This is a genomic window from Streptomyces sp. 3214.6, assembly GCF_900129855.1.
Taxonomy (GTDB): domain Bacteria; phylum Actinomycetota; class Actinomycetes; order Streptomycetales; family Streptomycetaceae; genus Streptomyces; species Streptomyces soliscabiei.
Genome location: NZ_LT670819.1, coordinates 1991287 through 2013105, shown reverse-complemented (window position 1 = coordinate 2013105; position 21819 = coordinate 1991287). Strand labels below are relative to the sequence as shown.

Sequence of the window (21819 nt, the reverse complement as noted above, 5' to 3'; positions counted from 1 at the left end):
GCAGCGCCCGGGACGGCAACACCCCGGCCGACGCCCGTCCGGCCGGAGGGCCAGCGGACACCGGCCCTCCGAGCAGCGGGCCCCCGGGATCCTGGCCGGGGCGGCCGTCCTGGCGTATCTGCTGTGGCCGTACCCGACCGGCCGGGTCGTGATCGGCCTCGCCCTCGCCCTGCTCTTCGCGCTGGGCGTCGTCGACCTCCTCGCGACCCGGCCCCGGCGAAAGGACAGCCCCACATGAGTGCGAACCCCCCGGCCGGCGACCCGCACGGCGAGATCGGCACCGCCTGGTCCACGCCACGCGGCGGACCACGCCGGACCACCCCGCCCGGCAGCCGGATCGGCGGCGGCGTCGTCTTCGCCGGCGTCCTGATGCTGTGCAGCGGCGTGCTCGCCGTCCTCCAGGGCATTGCGGCCATCGCCGAGGACGTCGTCTACGCTCGCGTCGGCACCTACGTCTACGAACTCAGTCTCACCGGCTGGGGCTGGATCCACCTCGTCCTCGGCGTCGTCGCGGCCGCGACCGGCGTGGCCCTCCTGAAGAACGCCCACTGGGCCCGCTTCCCGGGCATCCTCCTCGCCGCGCTGAGCCTGGTCGCCCAGTTCCTGTTCCTGCCCTACGAGCCGCTCTGGTCGATCACCGTCATGGCGATCGACGTGTTCGTGATCTGGTCCCTGACGACGCCATGGGAGGTGCAGGGCGGCACGACGTGATGCGGGACGGCGCAGGACACGCGAGGTCGACGTCGGATTCTCGCCAGCACGGGGGCGGTGGCCGGTCGATGCTGGAGGCATGCAGAACGGGATGTACACCGACCGGGAGCGCTGTGTGCGCGCCGTACAGTCCAAGGACGCGCGGTTCGACGGCTGGTTCTTCACAGCGGTCCTGACCACCGGAATCTACTGCCGGCCCAGTTGCCCGGTGGTGCCGCCCAAGCCGGAGAACATGGTCTTCCACCCGAGCTCGGCCGCCTGCCAGCAGGCCGGGTTCCGCGCCTGCAAGCGCTGCCGGCCCGACACCACTCCGGGGTCACCGGAGTGGAACCAACGCGCCGACCTGGTCGCGCGGGCCATGCGGCTGATCGCCGACGGCGTCGTCGACCGCGACGGCGTCCCCGGACTCGCCGCGCGCCTCGGCTACAGCGCCCGTCAGGTCGAACGCCAGCTCCTCGCCGAACTCGGCGCGGGTCCCCTGGCGTTGGCCCGCGCTCAGCGCGCCCAGACGGCTCGCATCCTCATCGAGACGACCGAACTCCCCATGGCGGACGTCGCGTTCGCCGCCGGCTTCTCCTCCATCCGCACCTTCAACGACACCGTGCGCGAGGTCTTCGCACTCTCCCCGAGCGCACTGCGAGCCCGCGTCCCGCGCAAGAACCCCTCCGCCCATACGGCCCCCTCGGCCTCAGCCCCCGCGCACCCCGCAGCCCACCCGGCCACGCCCGGCACGCTCGCCCTCCGCCTCCCCTTCCGCGCGCCCCTCAACCCCGACAACCTCTTCGGGCACCTCGCCGCGACCGCCGTGCCGGGCGTGGAGGAGTGGCGGAACGGGGCATTCCGGCGCACGCTCCGGCTGCCGTACGGGCACGGGATCGTGGCGCTCACCCCGAACCCCGACCACATCGGCTGCCGTCTCACCCTCAGCGACCTGCGCGATCTCACCGTCGCCATCAGCCGCTGCCGGCGCATGCTCGACCTGGACGCCGACCCGGTCGCCGTCGACGAGCAACTGCGCACGGACCCGCTGCTCGCGCCGCTGGTGGACAAGGCCCCCGGCCGCCGGGTGCCGCGCACGGTCGACGAGGCGGAGTTCGCCGTGCGTGCCGTGCTGGGCCAGCAGGTCTCCACGGCGGCCGCCCGCACCCACGCGGCCCGACTGGTCACCGCGTACGGCGACCCGGTCGACGACCCCGAAGGCGGCCTCACGCATCTCTTCCCGACGCCGCAGGCGCTCGCCGACATCGTCCCCGAGCGTCTGGCGATGCCCCGCACCCGCCGCACCACCTTCACCACCCTGGTCCGTCAACTCGCCGACGGCACACTGCACTTGGGGGTGGAGAGCGACTGGCCCGAGGCCCGTGCCCGTCTCCTGGCACTGCCCGGCTTCGGGCCGTGGACGGTCGACGTCATCGCGATGCGCGCCCTGGGCGACCCCGACGCCTTCCTCGCCACCGACCTCGGAATCCGGCGCGCCGCCCAGGAGTTGGGCCTGCCCTCGACTCCGGCGGCGCTCACGGCCCGTGCGGCGGCCTGGCGGCCCTGGCGCGCGTACGCCGTCCAGTACCTGTGGGCGACCGACAGCCACCCCATCAACTTCCTTCCCGTATAGGGGCGTTCAATGAACCAGCACACGATCGTCGACAGCCCGTACGGCCCGCTGACCCTCGTCGCCGACGACGGAGTCCTCTGCGGCCTCTATATGACCGAACAGCGCCACCGCCCGCCCGAGGAGAACTTCGGCCCTCGCGACGACACCCTCTTCGGCGACACCGAGGAACAGCTCGACGCCTATTTCGCGGGCGAGTTGCAGGACTTCACCCTCCAACTCAGCCTGCGTGGAACCCAGTTCCAGCAGAGCGTCTGGGCCGAACTGCGCAGGATCCCGTACGGCGAGACCCGCACCTACGGCGAACTCGCCGAAGCCCTCGGCAATCCGGCCGCCTCCCGCGCGGTGGGCCTCGCCAACGGCAAGAACCCCATCGGCATCATCGTCCCCTGTCACCGTGTGATCGGAGCGGGCGGCGGCCTCACCGGCTACGGTGGCGGTCTGGAACGCAAGCAGCGCCTGTTGAAGTTCGAGAGCGGCACCGCGATCGACGAAGCCGGCGAAACGACCCTCTTCCACACACAGTTGGAAGGACCGGACGGCTTTTGCCGTGCGTGACCTGGGCCTGGTGCGACCTTTGCCTGCTGGGGTTCACCGTTCTTCTGGCCTTCACCCAGGCCCGGCCCAGGGCTTCTAGGGTTTGCGGCGCTGCCCCCTCGCACGTCCGTCCCTTCTGTCCGGAGGACAGTCATGGCCGCCGTCAAGGCTTCCCAGCGCAACAGACGCCCCCTCGCCGCACTCGCCGGCGCCGTCGCCCTCACCGCCACGTCGATCGGCGTGTGGGCCGCCACGGCCTCCACCGCTCAGGCCGCCGCTCTCCCGACCCCCGACCACGTGGTGGTCGTGGTGATGGAGAACCACGCCTACTCGCAGGTGATCGGCAGCTCCAGCGCCCCCTACATCAACAACACCCTCAAGGCGGGTGGCGCCAACCTCACCCAGTCCTACGGCCTCACCCACCCCAGCGAGCCGAACTACTACATGCTGTTCTCGGGCTCCAACCAGGGCCGTACCGACGACAGTTGCGTCTCGGTCGGGTCCATCTCCGCGCCCAACCTCGCCTCGGAGCTGATCGCCGCCGGCGAGACCTGGGCCAGCTACAACGAGTCGCTGCCCAGCCAGGGTTCGACGACCTGCAGCAGCGGCAACTACGCACAGAAGCACAACCCGTGGTTCGGCTTCTCCAATGTGCCCACCAGCAGCGCCAAGACCATGACGCAGTTCCCGACCGACTACACGACCCTGCCGAAGGTGTCCTTCGTCGTGCCGAACCTGTGCAGTGACATGCACGACTGCTCGGTCTCCACGGGCGACACCTGGATCAAGAACAACCTGGGCGCGTACGCCACCTGGGCGCAGACCCACAACAGCATCCTCGCCGTCACCTTCGACGAGGACAACAAGCTGTCCGGCAACCGCATACCCACCGTTCTCTACGGGCAGCACGTCACCCCGGGCAGCGCCAGCGCCACCACCTACAACCACTACAACGTCCTGCGGACCGTGGAGGACCTGGCCGGTCTGAGCGCGCACGCGGGCAACGCCGCCTCCGCCTCCGACATCACCGGCATCTGGAACTGACGCCCGTGTATCTCGCGGACTCCCGCAGCACCAAGGCCGCCGCCGCCCCGGACCCCCGTCCGGGGCGGCGGCCGGCCGCCGTGCCCGGCACCGTGCTGGCCCTGGGGGCGGTCAGCCTGATCACGGACGTCTCCTCGGAGATGGTCACGGCGGTCCTGCCGCTCTACGTGGTCGCGGGCCTCGGTCTGTCGCCGCTCGGGTTCGGTCTCCTCGACGGCATCAACAACGGCGTCGGGGCCCTGGTCCGGCTGGCCGGAGGCCATCTCGCCGACCGGGGAGGCCGTCGGCACAAGGTCGTGGCAGGCCTCGGCTACGGACTGTCGGCGCTGAGCAAGCCGCTGCTGCTGCTCGCCCACACCCTCCCCGTGATCAGCGCCGTGCTCGCCGCCGACCGTACCGGCAAGGGACTGCGCACGGCCCCCCGGGACGCGATGATCTCGCTGGCCACCGAACCCGCCCACCGGGGACGGGCGTTCGGGGTGCACCGTGCCATGGACACCACCGGCGCGCTGCTCGGCCCGCTCGTGGCCTTCGCCGTGCTGAGGGCCACCGTCGACGGCTACGACGCGGTCTTCGCGGTCAGCGGCTGCATCGCCGTGCTCGGGGTCCTGGTGCTGGTGCTCTTCGTGCCCCGCGACATCGCCCCCGCCGGCGGCGTACCACGACCCGAACCGGCCCGCCCGCTGCTGCGGGACGCGCTCGGGCTGCTGCGCCGCCCCGAGCTGCGCGGGCTCACCGTGTGCGCGACCCTGCTCGGCCTGACCACCGTCAGCGACTCCTTCCTCTATCTGCTGTTGCAGCGCGAAGGGGACCTGCCCGCCCATCTCTTCCCGCTGCTGCCGCTGGGCACCGCCGCCGTCTTCCTGCTGCTCGCCTTCCCGCTCGGTGCCCTCGCCGACCGCGTCAGCAGCCGTCGGCTCTTCCTGGCCGGCCACGGCGTCCTGCTGCTGGGCTACGGCCTGGTGCTGTCCCCTTGGCACGGCGCCCCCGCCGTGGTCGCCGTCCTCGTCCTGCACGGCACCTTCTACGCCGCCACCGACGGAGTCCTCGCGGCCGCCACCGCCGGCGCCGTGCCGGCCCAGCACCAAGGGGCCGGGCAGGCGCTGGTCGGCACCGGCCAGGCGCTGGCCCGGTTCGCCTGCTCGCTCGCCTTCGGCGCGGCCTGGACCCTGTGGGGCGGGCACACCGCGCTCGCCGTCACCGCTGTCGCGCTGGCCGTCAGCGCCGTGGTGGCCTCCTTCATACTCCGTACGGCCGATGAGGTGCCCGTATGACCAGAACCGCCCGCCTGCTGATCCTGCTGGTCTCGGTCCTGCTCCTCGGCAGCGTGGGCACCGGGGCGGTGCTGTACGCCGCCCACCGGTCGGGCATGCGTGACGAGCAGCAGGCGAACGGTCCGACCGTGCGGGCCGGCGACGTCTCGCTCCGGCCGACGACCGGCCGTCGGCTGCTGGTGCGCAACCTGGCCTGGGGCCCGCACCGCGACGAGATCGCCACCGTGCCCGCCGACGATCCGCAGGGCCCGCGGACCGCATCGGGCGTCAAATGCCTGCGCTTCCACGCGGCGGCCGGTACCGGCATCTGCCTCCAGGCCGTGCACGGCGCACTGCAGGACACCTACCGAGCGGTGGTGCTCGACTCGCACCTGCACGAACTGCACCACTTCCCGGCCGCCGGCATCCCCACCCGGGCCCGGGTCTCACCCTCCGGCCACCTGGTGGCCTGGACGGTCTTCGTCAGCGGAGACTCCTACGCCGGCACCGACTTCTCCACCCGCACCGCCATCGTCGACACCCGCACCTGGGCGATCGACGACAACCTGGAGACCTTCCGCATCATCAAGGACGGTCGGCCCTACCGCGCGGCGGACATCAACGTCTGGGGTGTCACCTTCGCCGACGACACCCGTTTCTACGCCACCCTGGCGAGCGGCGGCCGGACCTACCTCGTCCGCGGCGACGTCACCGCACGCACCCTCACCACCGTGCACGGCAACGTCGAATGCCCCTCCCTCTCACCCGACGGCACCCGGATCGCCTACAAGAGGCGCGTAAAGGGGGCCTCTGCCGACGCCCCCTGGCGGCTGTACGTCCTGGATCTGCGCACCATGAAGGAGACCGCGACCGCCGAGCGGCGCAACATCGACGACCAGGCCCTGTGGGCCGACCCCTCCACCCTCGTGTACGCCCTCCCCGGCGACTACGGCTCGGACCTGTGGACCGTCCCCGCCGACGGCAGCGGCACGGCCCGCACCCTCATGACCTCCGCCGTCGCCCCCGCCTACCTGGGCTGACAGGCCGGGCCGGGACGACGTCAGAGCTGCGCCCCGGTCAGCTCCCGCAGCAGCTTCGGCAGCGCCGTCCCGATCGGCTCCCGGACGACGTCGTCGGCGCGTTCGTCGTACGGCGTTGACGGGTGCTGTTCCTGCGCCGCAGCTGCCAGGAACACCGCCGGATCTCCGGATCACCCCTCCGACCAGCAGCCGTGACCTGTATGGCGCATAGGGGTCTTCCTCCCGAGTGACCCCGGTGGCGCGAGTGCCTGGATCGCGAGTGTCTGTACGAAGGAGGACCAGGCAGAAGGCGAGAGACCATGGAGCTGAAGCGCGAGCACGAGCGTCTCGCGACGCCCTGGGCCGCCGGGGTGGCCGGGGTGGTGTTCGCGATCCTGATGGCCGCGGCGATCGCCCTGATGCGCACCGCCCTGCCCGGCGGCGCCGGCGGCGACGCAACCGTCGACGCCGGACAGCGTGGCGCCGTGCGGACCGCGCTGGCGCTGCTCCCGTTCGCCGGGATCGCCTTCCTGTGGTTCATGGGCGCGCTGCGTGAGCAGGCCGGGGAGGGCGAGGACCAGTTCTTCTCCACCGTGTTCCTGGGCAGTGGCCTGGTCTTCGTCGCCACTCTGTTCGGCGCTGCCGCGGCGGCCGGAACCGTGCTCGACGAGAGTCGGCAGCACCCTCCATTCGGCCGGGACTTCGCCTACGCCCTGCTGACCACGTACGCCATGCGGATGGCGGCGGTGTTCATCATCACGACCTCGACCATCGGCCGCCGACACGGCGCCCTCCCGCGCCCGCTCGTCGTCCTCGGCTACCTGGCGGGCCTTGCGCTGCTCCTGGTGGGAGCGAGTGTGCCCTGGTCCGAACTGGTCTTCCCGGCCTGGGCGCTGCTGCTCAGCCTGAACATCCTGTGGGGTCGGCGTCCCGCACGCACGCGGCCCGCCCCGTCGACCTGAGCGGACCGCACCGCTCACTCGAACGGCCTCCTTCTCGTCGCAGGATCCCGCCGGGCCGCCGAAGGTGTAGCAGGGGACTGACCGGGCCGTTGGAGAGGAGACCGATCCCGTGCTGAGGATTGCCGTCGACCTGAACCGCTGTCAGGGGTATGCGCAGTGCGCGTTCCTCGCCCCCGAGATCTTCACCATGCACGGCGAGGAGGCGCTGCTGTACGACCCGGAGGCCGACGAGGCGCAGCGCGCGAAGCTGGCTCAGGCCGCCGCGGCCTGCCCGGTCCAGGCCATCCTCGTCGATGCGGTGGACGTGCCGGCCGAGGCGGTGTCCGGTGCGCGGTGACGGATCCCTGGAACGGCTCAAACGCGAGGGCCGCATCGTCGTCGTAGGCGCCTCGCTGGCCGGGCTGCGCGCTGCCGAAACCCTGCGGGCCGAGGGCTTCGCGGGCTCCCTGACCATGATCGGCGACGAGCCCCACGAGCCGTACGACCGGCCCCCGCTCTCCAAACAGGTGCTGCTGGGCAGGGCGGCCGCCGACCGCACCGCGCTGCCCAGGCTTCGATCGGTCGATGCGACCTGGCGGCTGGGTGTCCCGGCCACCGGCCTGGACATGGCCGCAAGGCGGGTGCGGCTGGCCGACGGCGACGAGGTGCCGTACGACCGGCTGCTGATCGCTACCGGCGTTCGGGCGCGAGCGTGGCCGCGCGAGGCCGAGGCGGAACTCGATGGCGTCTTCGTCCTGCGGACCCGCGACGACAGCGTCGCGCTCGCACGGCGGCTCGAGGAGGGCCCCAAGCGGGTCCTCGTCATCGGGGCCGGGTTCACCGGCTCGGAGATCGCCTCCGCCTGTCGCGAGCGCGGCATTGCCGTCACCGTCGCCGAGCGCGGCGCGGCGCCTCTGGTCGGCGCTCTCGGCGGGGTGGTCGGCGCGGTCGCCGCAGAGCTCCAGCGCGCGCACGGTGTGGACCTGCGGTGCGGGATCATGGTGACTGCTCTGGAGGGCGATGCCTCGGGACGGGTGCGCGCCGCGCAGCTGTCCGACGGCTCCACCGTGCAGACCGACGTGGTGATCGTCTCGCTCGGCGCCATCCGCAACACGGACTGGCTCGCCGGGTCCGGACTGGGGGCAGGCCCCCGAGGCATCGCCTGCGACGCCGGCTGCCGCGCCTTCGACATCCGCGGAATCGTCACCGACGACATCTATGCGGCCGGCGACGTCGCACGCTGCCCGCACCCCCTCTTCGGCTACCAGTTCCTGTCCCTGGAGCACTGGGGCAACGCCGTCACCCAGGCCCGGATCGCGGCGCACAACATGATCAGCGAGAGCGCCGACCGCATCCCCCACATGGAGGTGCCGGCCTTCTGGTCCTCACAGTTCGGAGTCAACATCAAGTCGGTAGGGGTGCCGTCGCTGGGAACGGAGATCGTCATCTCGCAGGGCGCACTCGACAGTCACCGGTTCATGGGCGTCTACGGCTACCAGGGGCGCGTCATCGGCGCGGTCGCCTTCGACCATGCCCGATGGCTGCCGTTCTACCAGGAGCTGATCGAGACCACCGCGCCGTTCCCGCCGCCGTTCCCCACGGTCGACCGGCGTGCGGACGGACAGCGGCCGGTCGACGCGGACTTCCCCGACCCGTCGGTTCCCACGCACGGCCCCACCGTGACCCTCGGCGGATACGCGCCGACCGACCGCCGGATGACGTTCACCCCCGCGCACTGACCCGTACGGCCACGAGGACTCGCCATGACGCAATCCTTGCTGCACCAGATCCTGGACTACGCCAACCGCGCCAACCCGTACCCGATCTACGAACAGCTGCGGAAGACGCCGGTACACCACGAAGACGGCGGGCCGTACGTCATCAGCACCTACTACGAGATCCGCAGCCTCCTGCACGATCCGCGGATCAGCTCCGACGCCCGCAATCTGGCCTCGACCGCCCACGACCCGCTGGCCGAGCCGACCCAGGAGGAGAGTGCCCTGCCGCCCGGGTTCCTGCGGCTCGACCCGCCCGAACACGACCGGCTGCGACGCATGACGAACCGGCCCTTCGGCCCGCCGCACTCCCCGCACCGCGTCGACGGGATGCGCGCAGAGCTCCACGACATCGTCTCCGGCCTCATCGACGGCATCGGCGACCCGGGCCGGATCGACCTGGTCGAGCAGTTCTCGTACCCCTTCCCGGTGACCGTGATCTGCCGGCTGCTCGGCGTGCCACGCGAAGACGAGGCGCGTTTCCACACCTGGGCGGACACGCTCGCCGCGAGCCTGGACCCCGACCCGGACGCCGATCCCACCGAGCGGGGCAAGGGCGCGCACGACGCCAGGATGCAGCTGGGCATGTACCTGGCCGGCCTGATCGAGGAGCGCCGTAAGAATCCCGGCGACGACATGCTCTCCCAGCTGGCCACGGCCAAGGGCGAGGACGGCGCGATGACGACGATGGAGCTGCTCAGCACCGCCGCGCTGCTGCTGATCGCGGGGCACGAGACCACCGTCAACCTCATCACCAACGGAATGCTGACCCTGCTGCGCCATCCCGACGTCCTGCAGCGGCTGCGCGAGGATCCTCGGCTGGCCGTGCCCGTCGTCGAGGAGCTGCTGCGCTTCGAGCCGCCGGTGCAACTGGTGCCGCAGCGCACCACCCTCGCCGACATCGAGGTCCGCGGCGTCACCATTCCCAAGGGCGCCTCCCTCTGGCTGGTTCTGGCGTCCGGCAACCGCGACCCCCAGCGCTTCGAGGACCCGGACCGCTTCGACCCGGACCGCCGGGACATCCAGCACCTCGGCCTGGGCAGCGGCATCCACAGCTGCTTCGGCGCGCCACTCGCCCGGCTGGAGACCCAGTTCGCCCTGTCGGAACTGGCCCGGAGGCTGGAAAACCCCCGTCTGCTCAAGGATCCGCCCCAGTACCGGCAGAACGCCGTGCTCCGCGGGCCACGGCGTCTGCACATCTCCTGCGACGGGATCCGCCCTTAGGGCTCCCTTGAGGCCTGTCCGGAGGCTACTCGGCGCCGAGTTGGCGCAGCAGCTTCGGTAGCGCGGTGCCTATGGGTTCGCGGATGACTTCCTCGGCCCGTTCGTCGTACGGCGTCGCTTCGGCGTTGACGATGACCAGCCGGGCGCCGTGGTCGGCGGCGACGCCGGCCAGTCCGGCGGCCGGCTGCACCTGGAGGCTCGTGCCGACGGCGACGAAGACCTGGCAGGCCTTGGTGATGGCGACGGCCTCGCCCAGCACCACCGGGTCGAGGCGCTCGCCGAACATCACGGTGGCCGACTTGAGGATCCCCCCGCACGCCAGGCACGGCGGATCGGCCTCACCGGCCTCGACCCGCGCCAGCGCCTCGGCCATCGGCCCTCGCGCATGACACTTCGTGCACACCACGCTGCGGACGGTGCCGTGCAGTTCGAGCACCTTGCGCACGGGCATCCCCGCGAGCTGATGCAGCCCGTCCACGTTCTGCGTGATGACTCTGACCGGCACCCCGGACCGCTCCAGCTCGACGACGGCCCGGTGTGCCGCGTTCGGCTCCGCCGTCAGGGCCCGGTTGCGGCGCCGCAGCTGCCAGGACCGCCGCCGGATCTCCGGATCGCCCATGTAGTACTCGTACGTGACCAGCTTCTCCGCCTCCGGATCCCGCCGCCACAACCCGTTCGGACCGCGGTAGTCGGGGATCCCGGAATCCGTGGAGATACCGGCCCCGCTGAGGATGGCGACGAGTGGCTTGCTCATGCGTTCGAGCGTAAGTCGGGGGATCCGGTGGCCGCGAGCGGATATCGGGCGGTGGCCCGCAGACAGCCGCCCACGACCAGGGGGGCGAGTGCGAGTGCGCGAGAGTGCGCCGTCCGGCGGTCAGCCCACCCGGTGGCCGTTCTCGAGTTCGGCCGTCAGCGAGGGGTCCGTCAGGGCGTCCAGCGCGGCCAGGACCCGGTGGCCCAGTTGGCCCGGCAGATAGTCGGTGAGCTCCTCGGGCCGGACCAGTCGCCAGGACAGCAGCTCCGCCTCCTGCAGCCGGATCGCCTCGAAGTCGGCCTCGCCGAGGACCCCGCCGTCGTACACGTACGCCACCCGCGGCGGCAGGCCCGGGTCGAGCACCCAGTCGACCGCGAGCAGTCGGCCGAGCTCGCGGTCGAGTCCGATCTCCTCGAGGGTCTCGCGCCGCGCGCCCTGCCGCGGGGTCTCCCCGCCGTCGGACTCGATGGTGCCGCCCGGGAGCGCCCAGCCCGCCCGGTAGTTGGGCTCGACGAGCAGCACCCGCCCGTCGGCGTCACGGAAGATCGCGGCGGCGCCCGCCAGGACCCGGGGCAGGGAGGCGAGGTAGGCGGCGAAGTCGGTCGTACTGGAAGCAGTCACCCGGAAAGGCTAAGGGGCGGCGGGTCGGCCGGTGGGGCGTCCGGCGGGTTCTGCGTCGGGTGCCGGTCCCGGGCGTCCTCCAGCCGTGCGAGCCGCGCCAGTCGAACCGTCCGCTGCGCCAACTCGCTGATGCGTGCGCCGTCGAAGCCGAACACCGCACTGCGGACCGTGTCCTGGAGCGGCTCCGTCCACTGCAGCGGAATGGCCGCGGCGCCGGTCAGGACGCCGGCCACCGAACCGGCCGTCGCCCCGTTGGAGTCGGTGTCCAGGCCGCCGCGCACGGTGAGTGCGATCGTGCGGGTGAAGTCGCCGTCGCCGTACAGCAGTCCGGCGGTGAGGACGGCGATGTTGGGGACGGTGTGGATCCAGCCCAGGCCCGCCGTCTCCGCCTCCATCGTGGTGAGGGTGTCCTCCCAGCTCATGCGGGTGGCGTGCAGGGCGACGACCCGGCGCACGGTCCGGGCGAGACGGCTGCTCGACGGGACGACGGCCAGCGCCTCGTCGAGCGCATGCCGCACCGTCGGCGCGGTGAACGCCGCCGCGATCAGGGCGGCCGCGAACATCGCGCCGTACACGCCGTTGCCGGTGTGCGAGAGCACCGCGTCCCGGCGGGCGAGGGCGGCGGCGCGACGGGGGAGCCCGGGGCTGGTCCAGCCGTGGACGTCGGCGCGGATCAGGGCGCCGATCCACTCCTGGTAGGGGTTGTCGTACGTCGCCGTCAGCGGTGGCCTGAGCCCGTTCGCGAGGTTGCGGTAGGCGGCCCGCTCGGCGGTGAACGTCTGCAGATACGGCAGCCGCAACAGCCACAGGTCGCCGACCTGCTCGGTGCTGAAGCCGAAGCCGTGGGTCTCCAGGAGGTCGAGGCCGAGGACGGCGTAGTCGACGTCGTCGTCGCGGCAGCTGCCGTGGATGCGGCCGCGCACGCACGCGCGCCACTCCGGGCGCAGCCGCAGGCCGTCCTCCTCGGTGGGCGGTTCGGGCAGGTAGTCGGTGAGGGGCAGGGCGGCGGCCCGCCGCAGATAGCGGTCGATGCGTCCGCGCGTCCACAGATCGCCCTGCTCGATCGGTTTGCCGAGCATGTTGCCCGCGATCCGGCCCAGCCAGCCTCCGAGGACACGGTCGGCGAGTTCCGGCTCGCCGCCCACAGGGGTCATGGCTCCGGTTTACCCGATTCCGGATCCCGGGAACACTCGTGCGGGCCCGGACGGCCCACAGACGGCGCTCAGGCTTGTTCCAGGGTCCGGTCTCCGCATGACGGCGGGGGCGTCCTCCGGTTAAGGTCGCAGCGGCGCGACTGGCCCTGACGTGCGCGGGGCCCGGAGAGCAAGGGGATGGCAAGGTGGCGGACGCTGCAGCGCAGGGCACCCGACGGGTGCTCGTGGCCGCGGACAAGTTCAAGGGCTCGCTGACGGCCGTGGAGGTCGCCGAGCGGGTGACGGCCGGACTGCGCCGGGTCGTACCGGACGTCGAGGTGGAGGCCCTGCCCGTCGCCGACGGAGGTGACGGGACGGTCGCCGCGGCGGTCGCGGCCGGCTTCGAACGCCGCGAGGTGCGGGTCGCCGGCCCCCTCGGGCACGAGGTCACCGCCGCGTTCGCGGTGCGCGGCGACACCGCGGTCGTGGAGATGGCCGAGGCGAGCGGGTTGCAACGGCTCCCGGCCGGCGTGTTCGCGCCGCTCACGGCGTCGACATACGGCTCCGGGGAACTGCTGCGGGCCGCGCTGGACGCTGGCGTGCGCACGATCGTGTTCGGGGTCGGCGGCAGCGCCACCACGGACGGCGGCGCGGGCATGCTGTCCGCGCTCGGCGCCCGGTTCCTGGACGAGGACGGCGAGCCGGTGGCGCCGGGCGGCGGCGGCCTCGCGGAGCTGGCCCGCGCCGACCTGTCGGACCTGGACCCGCGCCTCGCGTCCGTGGAACTGGTCCTGGCGAGCGACGTCGACAACCCGCTGACCGGCCCCAAGGGGGCGTCGGCGGTGTACGGGCCGCAGAAGGGCGCCTCGCCGGACGACGTCGAGACCCTGGACGCGGCGCTCACGCACTACGCGACGGTGCTGGAGACGGCGGTCGGGCCGAGGGCGGCGGAGTACGCCGCCGCGCCGGGCGCGGGCGCCGCGGGCGGCATCGGCTACGGCGCGCTGCTCGTCGGCGCCCGCTTCCGCGCCGGCATCGACGTCATGCTCGACGTGCTGGGCTTCGGGCCGGCGCTCGAGCGGGCGGAGCTGGTGATCACCGGCGAGGGGTCGCTGGACGAGCAGACCCTGCACGGCAAGGCCCCCGCGGGTGTCGCCGCGGCGGCCCGTGCGGCAGGCAAGGAGGTCGTCGCCGTGTGCGGCCGTCTCGCCCTGCCGCCGGCGGAGCTGGGCCGGGCGGGGATCCGCCGGGCGTACCCGCTGACCGACGTCGAGCCGGACGTGGCCACGTGCATCTCGGACGCCGGACCGATCCTGGAGCGGGTCGCCGAGCGGATCGGGCGGGACTTTCTGTCCTGACCCCCGTAGGGGGTACCTGAGCCCTATAGGGGGTACAGGGCGCCGTCGTCGTCCCGGTAGTAGCTGCCGCTCGTGAGGCCCTCGACCTTGCCCTTGTCGAGCCAGTGCCTCGCGAAGCGCTGCACGACCTTGGCGTTGCGCTCCCAGGGCACCGAGTGTCCCGCGCCGGCCAGCCGGAACATCAGCTTGTCCGGTCCCTGGACGGCCGTGTAGAGGTCCGGCACGGAGAAGTGCAGGACCGGAGGGAGCGTCGCCGAGGTGTTGGCCTGCGTGTCCTGCTCGCCGTAGAGGATGAGCACGGGGACCCGGTCACCGAGTACGTACGTGCCTCCCGGGTCCTTGTGCGGGACGGTCTGGTTGTTCCAGCCCCACCAGTAGGTGTTCCGGTACCGCAGGATCCCCTCGAACACGCCTGGTGACAGCACCGGGCCCCACTTGCTGCCGACGGGGTCGTTCTCCATGCAGGCGGCCCACACCTTGTCCTCGATGCCGGGCTCGCGCTGCAGCGGGCTGGCCTGCTCCTTGTCCCAGGCGGTCTTGAAGCCGGTCTTGCTGCCGACGTTCATCGGGAAGCCGAACGTGACGGCCGGCAGGGACATCGGCAGGGTCGTGGCCTCCGGCGGGCGCCCGAAGGGATCCGCGGGGTTCGTGGACCAGCGGCCCTGCGGCGGGAAGATCGGGGCGAGCAGGAGCAGGTTCCTGACGTCGCCGGGGTGCTGGAGCGTGTAGGGGCCCATGACGAACGCGGCCGCGGACCAGCCGACGAAGTCGATCGGATGGTCCCTGCCGGGCAGCGCCCTGATGAACTTGACGACGGTGTTCAGCTCCGCCCACTCGCTCTCGGCGTTGCCCAACTGGTGCGGGTAGGGAGGTGCGCACGGGGCAGGGAGGGGGTTCGGCACCAGGAGGTCCTGTTGCGCCGGGTTGGCGTTGCACGGCGCGTCCATCTGCGGACGTGGCGAGCGTCCGCTCCCCTGGAGGTCCATGAGGAAGACGTCGTAGCCGTCGTCGGCCAGGTCCTGCGCCCAGCTGTACCGGGTCGCCGGGCCATCGGCTCCCGGGGGGAGCACGAGGTCGAACCCCGCGACCACGGGCACGCTTCTGCCGTGGAGCATCAGGACCGGTTGGGGCGTGTGGCCCGGCTTGGTGCCGTCGTACTCCCGGACGAACAGCTTCACGCCGGCGCCCGAGTTCGCCGGGATCGTCGAGATGTGCGGGACGAGGTGGTCCGTGGGGGTGTGTGCGGGCATGGTCGCCCTCCGATCCATGGAACGGGACGAATCCCTGTGAACCCCCTGATTCCACCGTCCTCTTCTTCCTTGCGGCCTGCAACTGGGCGTCAGCGCCGAGTAGTTGACCCGTCAAACGGGTGTGGCCCGAGCCTGGAAGAGGCTCGGGCCACACCCGTTCGACGGTGAGGTGAGGGTCAGGGCAGCTGCGCCGCCCGGGCCTCGCGTCGGTTGTCGCGGAAGTTGTTCACCCGGCGGGCCGTGGCGAAAAGCGGGATGACCGCGCCCATCACCAGCTGCAGCGCGCAGCCGGTCTGGAGCAGGAGCTGGCCGCTCGGGGCGTCGAACGCCCAGGCCGCCAGCAGGCCCATCGACAGCACGATCCAGGAGAGCATCGCGCCGGCGAGGCGGCCCCGCGGCTTCGGGTACTCGACCCGGCTCACCATCAGCCAGGCGGTGCCCAGGATGGCCATCAGCGTCGCCGCGAAGGGCAGCTCGAGGAGCACGATCGAGACGACCGTCAGCGCGCCGAACGGCGAGGGCATGCCCTGGAAGGTGCCGTCCTTTACGGTGACGCAGGAGAATCTCGCGAGCCTCAGCACCACCGCCAGCAGGACGACGATCGCGCCGACCGCCGCGACCCGCTGGTGTGCGTCGTCGGCGACCATGCCGTAGACCAGGACGAAGTACGCCGGGGCCAGGCCGAAGCTGATCAGGTCCGAGAGGTTGTCCAGCTCCGCGCCCATCGGGGACGAGCGCAGCTTGCGGGCGACCAGGCCGTCGAAGAGGTCGAAGACCGCCGCGCACAGCATCAGGATGACCGCCGTGGCCGCGCTGTGGCGGGCCATGCCGGTCTCCTGGTCACCGGTGAGGTGCGGGATGAGGATGCCGGTGGTGGTGAAGTACACCGCCATGAAGCCGCATGTGGCGTTGCCGAGGGTGAGGGTGTCCGCTATCGACAGGCGGAGAGAGAGGGGCATCTCCTCCTCGTCGTCCACCTCGTCGGCCTCGGGCACCCAGCCCTGGGTCTCAGGGTCAATCACGGTCAATGCGAGTCACCCCCGCCACCGTCTTCTGTCCCACCTCGACCGCGACCTCCACGCCCTCGGGCAGGTAGATGTCGACGCGCGAGCCGAAACGGATCAGGCCGATCCGCTCGCCCTGCTCGACCTTCGTGCCCTCGGGGATGTAGGGGACGATGCGGCGGGCGACGGCGCCGGCGATCTGGATCATCTCGATGTCACCGAGCTCGGTGTCGAAGTGCCAGACGACGCGCTCGTTGTTCTCGCTCTCCTTGTTGAAAGCCGGAACGAAGCCGCCGGGGATGTGCTCGACCGACGTCACGGTGCCGGCCAGCGGCGCGCGGTTGACGTGGACGTTGAGCGGGCTCATGAAGATCGCGACCCGGGTGCGCCCGTCCTTCCACGGCATGATGCTCTGCACCACTCCGTCGGCGGGCGAGATGACCCGGCCCGGGGCGATCTCACGCTCGGGGTCGCGGAAGAACCACAGCATGCCCGCCGCGAGAGCGGTAGCGGGCACGGCGACGGCCTTGGCGGCACCCGAGCGTCGAGCGCGCAGCAGGCTGACGGCTGCGGTGGCGACGGTCGGCAGGAGCCACGGCGATGCTCCGCGCGCGAGGCGTGCGCCTACCAGGCTGTCGCGGTGTGCAGAGGTTTGGCTGTGGGGCATGGATGACCTTCGTAGCGGATGATGCCGCGCTTCGACAGGGGGGACGGCGGCTTTTCGGCGATCGTAGCGGTTCGGGGCCACAACTGGGTAAGCCAGGAAGCCGAGTCGACGGCTGACGGAAGTTGACCGGGTGTGATCTTCTTCTCGAAGAAAACACCCCCAACTCTGGCAATCAGCCCTCGAACCGGTACTCCTCGAGCAGGCGGCGCCCGATGATCATTTTCTGGATTTCGGCGGTGCCTTCACCGATCAGCAACATCGGGGCCTCGCGGTAGAGGCGCTCGATCTCGTATTCCTTGGAGAAGCCGTACCCGCCGTGGATCCGGAAGGCATCCTCCACGACCTCCTTGCAGTACTCGGAGGCGAGGTACTTCGCCATCCCTGCCTCAAGGTCGTTTCGTTCTCCGGAATCCTTTTTGCGCGCGGCGTTCACCATCATCGCATGGGCGGCCTCGACCTTGGTAGCCATCTCGGCCAGCTTGAACTGGATCGCCTGGTGCTGGGCGATCGCCTTGCCGAAGGTGTGGCGCTGCTGGGCGTACCGCACACCCAGCTCGAACGCACGCTGTGCGACGCCACAGCCACGCGCCGCGACATTGACGCGCCCAACCTCGACGCCGTCCATCATTTGGTAAAAACCTCGGCCGGTGACCCCGCCGAGCACCCGATCGGCGGAAAGCCGCAGGCCGTCCATGATGAGCTCGGTCGTGTCGACGCCCTTGTAGCCCATCTTCTCGATCTTGCCCGGGATGGTCAGGCCCGGGCGGACCTCACCGAAGCCGGGCTCCTTCTCGATCAGGAAGGTCGTCATCGACTTGTGGGGCGCGGTGCCCTCGGGGTGTCCTTCGTCACTTCGCACGAGAACAGCCACCAGCGAGGACGTTCCGCCGTTCGTCAGCCACATCTTCTGGCCGTTGAGGACGTACTCGTCGCCGTCCTTCACCGCCTTCGACGTGATCGCGGACACGTCCGAGCCGAGGGCCGGCTCCGACATGGAGAACGCGCCCCGGATGTCGCCGGCCGCCATGCGCGGCAGGTAGTGGTCCTTCTGCTCCTGCGTGCCGTGCTGCTTGAGCATGTACGCCACGATGAAGTGCGTGTTGATGATGCCGGACACGGACATCCAGCCGCGGGCGATCTCCTCCACGCACAGAGCGTAGGTGAGGAGCGACTCGCCCAGACCGCCGTACTCCTCGGGGATCATCAGGCCGAACAGGCCCAACTCCTTGAGACCGTCGACGATCTGCTGCGGGTACTCGTCGCGGTGCTCCAGTTCGGTCGCCACGGGGATGATCTCCTTGTCCACGAAGTCGCGGACGGTGGAGAGGATCTCCTGCTGGACGTCGGTCAGACCGGCGGTCTGGGCGAGGCGGGCCATCGATCAGCCTTCCTGAAGTTCCGGGCGGCCGGGCTGCTCGCCGCCGCGCTCCTTGATGTACGTCTCGGTCGGCACCATCACCTTGCGGCGGAACACGCAGACCAGCGTGCCGTCCTGCTTGTAGCCCTTGGTCTCGACGTAGACGATGCCGCGGTCGTTCTTCGACTTGGACGGCCACTTGTCGAGCACGGTCGTCTGCCCGTAGATCGTGTCGCCGTGGAAGGTCGGCGCCACGTGCTTGAGCGACTCGATCTCCAGGTTGGCGATGGCCTTGCCGGAGACGTCCGGCACGGACATGCCGAGCAGCAGGGAGTAGATGTAGTTCCCGACGACGACGTTCTTGCCGAAGTCGGTCGTCTTCTCCGCGTAGTTGGTGTCCATGTGGAGCGGGTGGTGGTTCATGGTGAGGAGACAGAACAGGTGGTCGTCGTACTCCGTGACCGTCTTGCCCGGCCAGTGCTTGTACGTCGCGCCGACCTCGAACTCCTCGTAGGTGCGTCCGAACTGCATCGCGCTCAGGGCTCCTTAGTCGACGGGGGTTTCGAACTTCGACGTGCGCTGCATGCCGGCCGCGCGTCCCTTGCCGGAGATGACCAGCGCCATCTTGCGGCTGGCCTCGTCGATCATCTCGTCGCCGAGCATCGCCGAGCCCTTCTTGCCGCCCGCCTCGGACGTGTAGTAGTCGTACGCGTCCAGGATCAGCTCGGCGTGGTCGTAGTCCTCCTGCGACGGCGAGAAGATCTCGTTGGACGCCTCGACCTGGCCCGGGTGCAGCACCCACTTGCCGTCGAAGCCGAGGGCGGCGGCGCGCCGGGCGACCTCGCGGTAGCCGTCGACGTTGCGGATCTGCAGGTAGGGGCCGTCGATCGCCTGGAGGTCGTTGGCACGGGCGGCCATCAGGATCTTCATCAGGATGTAGTGGTAGGCGTCCGCCGGGTAGCCGGGCGGCTGCTCGCCCACGACCAGCGACTTCATGTTGATCGAGGCCATGAAGTCGGCCGGGCCGAAGATGATCGTCTCGATGCGCGGGGAGGCCTGCGCGATCTCGTTGACGTTGTTGAGGCCCTGGGCGTTCTCGATCTGCGCCTCGATGCCGATCTTGCCGACCTCGAAGCCCATGGTCTTCTCGATCTGCGTCAGCAGCAGGTCCAGGGCGACGATCTGCTGGGCGTTCTGCACCTTCGGCAGCATGATGCAGTCGAGGTTGGGGCCGGCTCCCTCGACCACCGTCACGACATCGCGGTACGTCCACTCGGTCGTCCAGTCGTTGACGCGCACGACCCTCGTCTTGCCCGTCCAGTCACCCTCGTTGAGGAACTTGACGATGGTGTGCCGCGCCTCGGGCTTGGCGAGCGGGGCGCACGCGTCCTCCAGGTCGAGGAAGACCTGGTCCGCCGCCAGGCCCTGCGCCTTCTCCAGGAAGCGGGGGTTGCTGCCCGGGACCGCGAGACACGAGCGGCGGGGACGCAGACGGTTGACGGTCATGCGGGGACCTCCAGGGGGTCGAGCTGGTTCGCTGTCCGGATCTCGTCGACGATGCGGCCGATGATTCCGGTGATGTCGAAGTCCTTCGGGGTGAAGACCGCGGCCACGCCGGCAGCCCTGAGCTGTTCGGCGTCTCCATTCGGGATGATGCCACCGGCGATCACCGGGATGTCTGTGGCACCGGCCACACGGAGCCGTTCGAGGACATCCGGCACCAGTTGGGCGTGCGAGCCGGACAGGATGGACAGGCCCACCGCGTGGACGTCCTCCTCCAGCGCGGCGTCCACGATCTGCTCGGGCGTCAGCCGGATGCCCTGGTAGACCACCTCGAACCCGGCGTCACGCGCGCGCACGGCTATCTGCTCGGCGCCGTTGGAGTGCCCGTCCAGGCCCGGCTTGCCGACCAGGAAGCGCAGCTTGCCGACCCCGAGGTCCTTCGCCGTCAGATCGACCCTGCGGCGGACGTCGGCCATGGCCGAGCCCTCCTCCGCCGGCACCGCCACCGGCGCCGAGGAGACCCCGGTCGGGGCCCGGAACTCGCCGAACACCTCGCGCAGCGCCCCCGCCCACTCGCCGGTCGTGACCCCGGCCCGGGCGCACTCCAGGGTGGCCTCCATGAGGTTGGCGGTGCCCTTGGCGGCCTCCTTCAGCTTCTCCAGCGCCTTGCACGGGCGCGGATGGTTGAAGGGCGGCTGGTACCGCGTGTCGCGCCAGTTCTGCAGGGAGGCGATGACCCGGGCCTCGACCGCCGGGTCGACCGTGTGGATCGCGGTGTCGAGATCGGCGGTCAGCGGGTTGGGCTCGGTCGTCTCGAAGATGTTGACGCCGACGATCTTCTCCTGCCCGGACTCGATACGGCCGCGCCGCTCGGCGTGCGAGGAGACGAGCTGCGACTTGAGGTAGCCGGACTCGACGGCGGCCATCGCGCCGCCCATCTCCTGGATCCGCTCGATCTCCGCGAGGGAGGCCTCGACCAGCGTCGCGACCTTCGCCTCGATGACGTGCGAGCCCTCGAAGATGTCCTCGTACTCCAGCAGGTCGCTCTCGTGGGCGAGGACCTGCTGGATGCGCAGACTCCACTGCTGGTCCCAGGGGCGGGGCAGACCCAGGGCCTCGTTCCAGGCGGGGAGCTGCACGGCACGCGCGCGTGCGTCCTTGGAGAGGGTCACGGCCAGCATCTCCAGGACGATGCGCTGGACGTTGTTCTCCGGCTGCGCCTCCGTCAGCCCCAGGGAGTTGACCTGGACGCCGTAGCGGAAGCGGCGCTGCTTGGGGTCGTCGATGCCGTAGCGCTCGCGGGTGATCCGGTCCCAGATGCGGCCGAAGGCGCGCATCTTGCACATCTCCTCGACGAAGCGGACGCCCGCGTTCACGAAGAAGGAGATCCGGGCGACGACGTCGCCGAACTTCTCGGCCGGCACCTGCCCGGAGTCCCGGACGGCGTCCAGCACGGCGATCGCCGTCGACATCGCGTACGCGATCTCCTGGACCGGCGTGGCGCCCGCCTCCTGCAGGTGGTAGCTGCAGATGTTGATCGGGTTCCACTTCGGGATGTGGGAGACCGTGTACGCGATCATGTCGGTCGTCAGGCGGAGCGACGGCCCCGGCGGGAACACGTGTGTGCCCCGCGACAGGTACTCCTTGACGATGTCGTTCTGGGTCGTGCCCTGGAGCCGGGTGATGTCGGCGCCCTGCTCCTCGGCGACGACCTGGTAGAGCGCCAGCAGCCACATGGCGGTGGCGTTGATCGTCATCGAGGTGTTCATCTGCTCCAGGGGGATGTCCTGGAACAGCCTGCGCATGTCACCGAGATGGGCCACCGGCACGCCGACCCGGCCGACCTCGCCGCGGGCGAGGACGTGGTCGGAGTCGTAGCCGGTCTGGGTGGGCAGGTCGAACGCCACCGACAGACCCGTCTGGCCCTTGGCGAGGTTGCGCCGGTACAGCTCGTTGGACGCCTCGGCGGTGGAGTGACCGGCGTACGTGCGCATGAGCCACGGCCGGTCCTTCTCCCGCTTTCCTTCGGCGGGCTGACGCTCAGTCATCTATGACCTCG

General features: G+C 70.8%; 21 protein-coding genes and 1 pseudogene. 11 read left to right on the top strand and 11 right to left on the bottom strand.

The features are described 5' to 3' along the window. The first annotated feature begins 234 nt into the window (after positions 1-234). The 6 genes from B5557_RS09075 to B5557_RS09050 all read left to right on the top strand — a co-directional run bounded on the left by B5557_RS09075 (position 235) and on the right by B5557_RS09050 (position 6194). On the top strand, positions 235-711 hold the full coding sequence (locus B5557_RS09075; RefSeq protein ID WP_079658635.1) for a DUF7144 family membrane protein: 477 nt from the start codon (positions 235-237) through the stop codon (positions 709-711). 79 nt (positions 712-790) lie between these two features. Then, entirely contained in the window at positions 791-2323 is a 1533-nt protein-coding gene (locus B5557_RS09070; protein WP_079658634.1) for an AlkA N-terminal domain-containing protein, read from the top strand. Between the two features lie 9 nt (positions 2324-2332). Next, complete coding sequence (locus B5557_RS09065) at positions 2333-2878, top strand: methylated-DNA--[protein]-cysteine S-methyltransferase (RefSeq protein ID WP_079658633.1); 546 nt, start codon at positions 2333-2335, stop codon at positions 2876-2878. Between the two features lie 132 nt (positions 2879-3010). After that, on the top strand, positions 3011-3901 hold the full coding sequence (locus tag B5557_RS09060) for an alkaline phosphatase family protein (RefSeq protein ID WP_079658632.1): 891 nt from the start codon (positions 3011-3013) through the stop codon (positions 3899-3901). Positions 3902-3906: 5 nt separating this feature from the next. Next, positions 3907-5175: an MFS transporter gene (locus B5557_RS09055; RefSeq protein ID WP_079658631.1), complete on the top strand. Its 1269-nt coding sequence runs from the start codon at positions 3907-3909 to the stop codon at positions 5173-5175. Next, complete coding sequence (locus tag B5557_RS09050; protein ID WP_079658630.1) at positions 5172-6194, top strand: TolB family protein; 1023 nt, start codon at positions 5172-5174, stop codon at positions 6192-6194. The genes B5557_RS09055 and B5557_RS09050 overlap by 4 nt, the downstream gene beginning before the upstream one ends. A gap of 20 nt (positions 6195-6214) precedes the next feature. On the opposite strand, the pseudogene B5557_RS42715 reads toward B5557_RS09050, so the two are convergent. Further along, positions 6215-6310, bottom strand: a pseudogene (locus B5557_RS42715) (NAD-dependent deacetylase); the annotation flags it as partial. Positions 6311-6499: 189 nt separating this feature from the next. On the opposite strand from B5557_RS42715, the gene B5557_RS09045 reads away from it, so the two are divergent. The 4 genes from B5557_RS09045 to B5557_RS09030 all read left to right on the top strand — a co-directional run bounded on the left by B5557_RS09045 (position 6500) and on the right by B5557_RS09030 (position 10113). After that, positions 6500-7135, top strand: coding sequence for a hypothetical protein (locus B5557_RS09045; RefSeq protein WP_079664672.1), 636 nt, complete (start codon positions 6500-6502; stop codon positions 7133-7135). Positions 7136-7247: 112 nt separating this feature from the next. Beyond that, a complete protein-coding gene (locus tag B5557_RS09040) occupies positions 7248-7472 on the top strand; it encodes a ferredoxin (protein ID WP_079664671.1) in 225 nt (74 codons plus the stop codon). Further along, on the top strand, positions 7429-8853 hold the full coding sequence (locus B5557_RS09035) for an FAD-dependent oxidoreductase (protein WP_079658629.1): 1425 nt from the start codon (positions 7429-7431) through the stop codon (positions 8851-8853). Before B5557_RS09040 ends, B5557_RS09035 begins: the two co-directional genes overlap by 44 nt. Positions 8854-8877: 24 nt before the next feature. Then, a complete protein-coding gene (locus B5557_RS09030) occupies positions 8878-10113 on the top strand; it encodes a cytochrome P450 (RefSeq protein WP_079658628.1) in 1236 nt (411 codons plus the stop codon). A gap of 25 nt (positions 10114-10138) precedes the next feature. Here the strand turns inward: B5557_RS09030 and B5557_RS09025 are convergent, their stop codons facing one another. The 3 genes from B5557_RS09025 to B5557_RS09015 all read right to left on the bottom strand — a co-directional run bounded on the left by B5557_RS09025 (position 10139) and on the right by B5557_RS09015 (position 12642). Next, the gene (locus tag B5557_RS09025; RefSeq protein ID WP_079658627.1) at positions 10139-10867 is read right to left on the bottom strand and encodes an SIR2 family NAD-dependent protein deacylase; all 729 of its coding nucleotides are present in this window, start codon (positions 10865-10867) and stop codon (positions 10139-10141) included. Positions 10868-10987: 120 nt separating this feature from the next. Further along, positions 10988-11488, bottom strand: a complete 501-nt coding sequence (locus tag B5557_RS09020) for an NUDIX domain-containing protein (protein ID WP_079658626.1) — start codon at positions 11486-11488, stop codon at positions 10988-10990. Further along, on the bottom strand, positions 11485-12642 hold the full coding sequence (locus B5557_RS09015) for an ADP-ribosylglycohydrolase family protein (RefSeq protein ID WP_231976312.1): 1158 nt from the start codon (positions 12640-12642) through the stop codon (positions 11485-11487). Before B5557_RS09015 ends, B5557_RS09020 begins: the two co-directional genes overlap by 4 nt. A 218-nt stretch (positions 12643-12860) precedes the next feature. Between B5557_RS09015 and B5557_RS09010 the strand changes: the two genes are divergently transcribed. Then, positions 12861-13979 carry a glycerate kinase gene (locus B5557_RS09010; RefSeq protein WP_079658625.1) on the top strand — a complete coding sequence of 373 codons (1119 nt, stop codon included), beginning with the start codon at positions 12861-12863 and terminating at the stop codon, positions 13977-13979. Between the two features lie 23 nt (positions 13980-14002). On the opposite strand, the gene B5557_RS09005 is transcribed toward B5557_RS09010, so the two are convergent. The 7 genes from B5557_RS09005 to B5557_RS08975 all read right to left on the bottom strand — a co-directional run bounded on the left by B5557_RS09005 (position 14003) and on the right by B5557_RS08975 (position 21808). Further along, positions 14003-15229 (bottom strand): alpha/beta fold hydrolase, encoded by a 1227-nt coding sequence (locus tag B5557_RS09005; protein WP_079658624.1) that lies wholly within the window; start codon positions 15227-15229, stop codon positions 14003-14005. Between the two features lie 176 nt (positions 15230-15405). Then, a complete protein-coding gene (pssA, locus tag B5557_RS09000) occupies positions 15406-16224 on the bottom strand; it encodes a CDP-diacylglycerol--serine O-phosphatidyltransferase (RefSeq protein ID WP_079658623.1) in 819 nt (272 codons plus the stop codon). 19 nt (positions 16225-16243) lie between these two features. Further along, on the bottom strand, positions 16244-16900 hold the full coding sequence (locus B5557_RS08995; protein ID WP_079658622.1) for a phosphatidylserine decarboxylase: 657 nt from the start codon (positions 16898-16900) through the stop codon (positions 16244-16246). A gap of 172 nt (positions 16901-17072) precedes the next feature. Continuing rightward, a complete protein-coding gene (locus B5557_RS08990) occupies positions 17073-18278 on the bottom strand; it encodes an acyl-CoA dehydrogenase family protein (RefSeq protein WP_079658621.1) in 1206 nt (401 codons plus the stop codon). A gap of 3 nt (positions 18279-18281) precedes the next feature. Beyond that, positions 18282-18788, bottom strand: coding sequence for a MaoC family dehydratase (locus B5557_RS08985; RefSeq protein WP_079658620.1), 507 nt, complete (start codon positions 18786-18788; stop codon positions 18282-18284). A 15-nt stretch (positions 18789-18803) separates the two neighbouring features. Continuing rightward, positions 18804-19763, bottom strand: coding sequence for an HpcH/HpaI aldolase/citrate lyase family protein (locus B5557_RS08980; RefSeq protein WP_079658619.1), 960 nt, complete (start codon positions 19761-19763; stop codon positions 18804-18806). Further along, positions 19760-21808, bottom strand: coding sequence for a protein meaA (locus tag B5557_RS08975; protein WP_079658618.1), 2049 nt, complete (start codon positions 21806-21808; stop codon positions 19760-19762). Before B5557_RS08975 ends, B5557_RS08980 begins: the two co-directional genes overlap by 4 nt. Positions 21809-21819 lie beyond the last annotated feature (11 nt).